This window comes from Zunongwangia sp. L-65 (genome assembly GCF_056859415.1).
In genome coordinates this window covers 1-2,409 of sequence record NZ_JBSXOK010000031.1, presented here as the reverse complement: position 1 = coordinate 2,409, position 2,409 = coordinate 1, and the positions used below count along the sequence as shown (strand labels likewise).

Genomic DNA, 2,409 nt, shown 5'->3' with positions numbered 1-2,409 from the left:
ATACAAAGGGCGTAAGGTAAAGCACCGTAAATATGGTATACGTTTCGGATTGAACGGGATATTCATTCGGGACAACCTGATGTACCTGCGGTTAACCATTACCAACACATCCAATATCAGTTATGATATTGACCAATTACGCTTTTTTATCCATGACCAGAAAAAGGCTAAACGTACAGCTTCACAGGAAATCGAGATTACCCCGGTACACCTCCAAAATAGGGTAACAAAAATTGACGGCCGGTCTTCACAGACTTTGGTGGTTGCGGTTCCCAAGTTTACCATTCCTGATAAAAAACACCTCGCCATACAATTGTTTGAAGCTAACGGCGGAAGGCATATCGAACTCAGTGTAAAAAACAGGACGATTATTAAAGCGGCAGTACTTCCCACATTGCAAATCAACTGGAAATACACTTATCAATAACTTTTAAATCAAAATATCATGAATCAGAAGAATTTAGAATACCTGAAAGACCAGATTAAATATACCGGTTTCGGGGAAGGTTTTGAAGCGCCCTTAAAGCGAATGATGAAAATAGAAAAGCCAGCCTTTAAGCTGGTACATGAAGCGCAATTCGGTACTGATAAAGTGGAAGCCCGAATGAATTTTAGCAAATCCAAGCAAACGGATATGTATTTCTTTAACTCCTATCAGGTGAGTGTACAAAAGGAAAATAATCCCGATGAAGCAATGAAACAGACCTTCTATATCAACAAAGGCAATAATATTACGCTGAAAGAAGCCTATAACTTAATGGAAGGCCGGTCGGTCAATAAGGATCTGACCAATAAGGAAGGGCAACTTTACAATGCCTGGTTACAGATGAATTTTAAACAGAGTGATGACAATGGAAATTTCAAAATACAGCAGTACCATCAAAACTATGGCTATGATCTGGAAGCAACACTCGCTAAACATCCCATTAAAGAACTGGAGAACGAAACCTATAAATCCAATCTGATGGATTCCCTGAAAAAGGGAAGCCTGCAATCGGCGACTTTTCAAAAGGAAGGTTCGGAGCAGAAACAGTACATCGAAGCCAATCCACGGTTTAAGACCATCAATATTTATGACAGTAATATGCAACGGGTGGATAACCGCCAGTCCAAGAGGGAAAAACAATCGGAAGCACAAAGCCGCTCTGCTAAACAGGGACATAAAAGTCAGGAGCAGCCGATTGCCGATGAAGCTCCGGACATACCGAAGGCTAAGAAGAAAAGAAAGAGACCCACCATAACCTAAACGATATGGAACAGCTAAAGCCTTTATCTGACTTTTTTACGGCTATTGAGAAGGATGGCCGTATCAGTATTACGCATATAGGGATATATGCTGCCCTGTTGGAGTACCGGGCGCAGATGGGCAATAGCAATCCGATAGTGGCATTTAGTTATGACATTATGAAGATTGCAAAAATATCATCTGCCATGACCTATCATAAATGTGTAAAGGATCTGAGTGCCTACGGGTATATACGGTATGAACCCTCATTCAATAAAAACAAGGGGAGTAAAATTTACTTTCCCGAAAGCGATGGGTAGAGAATGAATTAATTTTTCGGTACAAAGCCCTTCGGGGCTTTTGCTGTTTTAAAGCGGAGGTGAAAGATGGAAAATGAAGTAAAGAGAATTCCGCCGGAAAAAGCAATAGCACTATTGAAAGAAGACGGTATAGAAGTAACAGCGGAACAGGTGAAAGTCATCCTGGACTTTATGTATGAGATCGCGGATATTGTTGTAGATCAGTATCTGGCAAAACCTGCCTGAATTTCGTATATTTATAAATGGAATCAGGCTGTTAGATTAAACAACCTTAATACTTTGGAACCATGAAAATTGCAGATTTATATATACGGGTAAGCACGGATGAACAGGCCGACAAGGGATACTCACAACGGGATCAGGAAGAGCGTTTGCGCAAGTATTGTGAAATCAACCATATTCAGGTTCGGAAAGTGATTTATGAGGATCATTCGGCAAAAACCTTTAAACGTCCTTCCTGGACAAAACTGCTAGGTATCCTACGTAAATCCAGAGGACAGTCTGATTTGATATTGTTTACCAAATGGGACAGGTTCAGCCGGAATACAGGGGATGCTTATCAGATGATCGGCACTTTGAGACGATTGGGGGTAGAACCGCAGGCAGTAGAACAACCACTCGATTTATCCATTCCTGAAAATAAAATGATGCTCGCCTTTTATCTGGCTGCTCCTGAAGTGGAAAATGACAGAAGAGCTCTAAATACCTTTCATGGGATGCGAAGGGCTAAAAAAGAAGGACGCTGGATGGGCCTTGCTCCAATCGGTTATAAAAACAAAATTGATGAGAGTGGTAGAAAATATATTGCGCCAAGGAAAGTCCAGAGTGACATAATGAAATGGGTATTCAAAGAATTGGCAAAAA

General features: G+C 40.9%; 5 protein-coding genes. All 5 read left to right on the top strand.

Going from position 1 to position 2,409, the window contains the following annotated elements:
- On the top strand, positions 1 to 427 hold a 427-nt coding region (locus AC13DP_RS02355), incomplete at its 5' end, for a DUF4138 domain-containing protein (protein WP_483067238.1).
- An 18-nt stretch (positions 428 to 445) separates the two neighbouring features.
- Positions 446 to 1,246, top strand: a complete 801-nt coding sequence (locus AC13DP_RS02350; RefSeq protein ID WP_483067237.1) for a hypothetical protein — start codon at positions 446 to 448, stop codon at positions 1,244 to 1,246.
- A 5-nt stretch (positions 1,247 to 1,251) separates the two neighbouring features.
- Complete coding sequence (locus AC13DP_RS02345) at positions 1,252 to 1,545, top strand: hypothetical protein (RefSeq protein WP_483067236.1); 294 nt, start codon at positions 1,252 to 1,254, stop codon at positions 1,543 to 1,545.
- Between the two features lie 66 nt (positions 1,546 to 1,611).
- Positions 1,612 to 1,770 carry a hypothetical protein gene (locus tag AC13DP_RS02340; protein WP_013072897.1) on the top strand — a complete coding sequence of 53 codons (159 nt, stop codon included), beginning with the start codon at positions 1,612 to 1,614 and terminating at the stop codon, positions 1,768 to 1,770.
- Between the two features lie 62 nt (positions 1,771 to 1,832).
- A partial coding sequence (locus AC13DP_RS02335) for a recombinase family protein (protein ID WP_483067235.1) occupies positions 1,833 to 2,409 on the top strand: 577 nt, incomplete at its 3' end.

Bases quoted from the DNA above. Each gene is read 5' to 3' on its own strand.
- AC13DP_RS02350 (WP_483067237.1), top strand. From the start codon at position 446: ATGAATCAGAAGAATTTAGAATACCTGAAAGACCAGATTAAATATACC.
- AC13DP_RS02345 (WP_483067236.1), top strand. From the start codon at position 1,252: ATGGAACAGCTAAAGCCTTTATCTGACTTTTTTACGGCTATTGAGAAG.
- AC13DP_RS02340 (WP_013072897.1), top strand. From the start codon at position 1,612: ATGGAAAATGAAGTAAAGAGAATTCCGCCGGAAAAAGCAATAGCACTA.